Source organism: Mesorhizobium sp. M4B.F.Ca.ET.143.01.1.1, assembly GCF_004792275.1.
GTDB lineage: Bacteria > Pseudomonadota > Alphaproteobacteria > Rhizobiales > Rhizobiaceae > Mesorhizobium > Mesorhizobium abyssinicae.
Window position 1 is genome coordinate 1 of the sequence record NZ_SRSR01000141.1, and the last position, 377, is coordinate 377.

Sequence of the window (377 nt, forward strand, 5' to 3'; positions counted from 1 at the left end):
GGCCGGTTCGCCCTTCATCTCGCTGCGATAGTAGCCATCGCGCAGATTGATGCCGTATTCGAGATAGGCCTTCATGAAGGCCAGCATCTGCGACCAGCCTTCGCAGTTGAGGTAGGACTTCTTCAGGCCGACCTCGCCTTCGTGCCAGCCTTGCTCGGCAATGGTGACGAAGGTGCCGCCATCCTCCAGCGGTTCGAAATTCATCTCGATGCGGGTCTTGTAGGCGGGCCTGCCGTCGGCATCAGTGGCGTCCCAGCGCAGCACGATGCGCTTGTCCTTGGTCACTTCATCGACCTCCACCGGTACCATCTTCCACCAGGTCACGGTGGTGCCGGCGACAAGCGGCGCCGAGGCGCCGCCGATGGTGGTGAAGTAGC

The 377-nt window shown here is 62.1% G+C and carries 1 protein-coding gene; it reads right to left on the bottom strand.

All coding sequences use genetic code 11. The features are described from left to right. Window positions 1-377, bottom strand: a 377-nt coding sequence (locus EN786_RS36340; RefSeq protein WP_135910080.1) for an SRPBCC domain-containing protein, incomplete at both ends; no start/stop codon positions are given.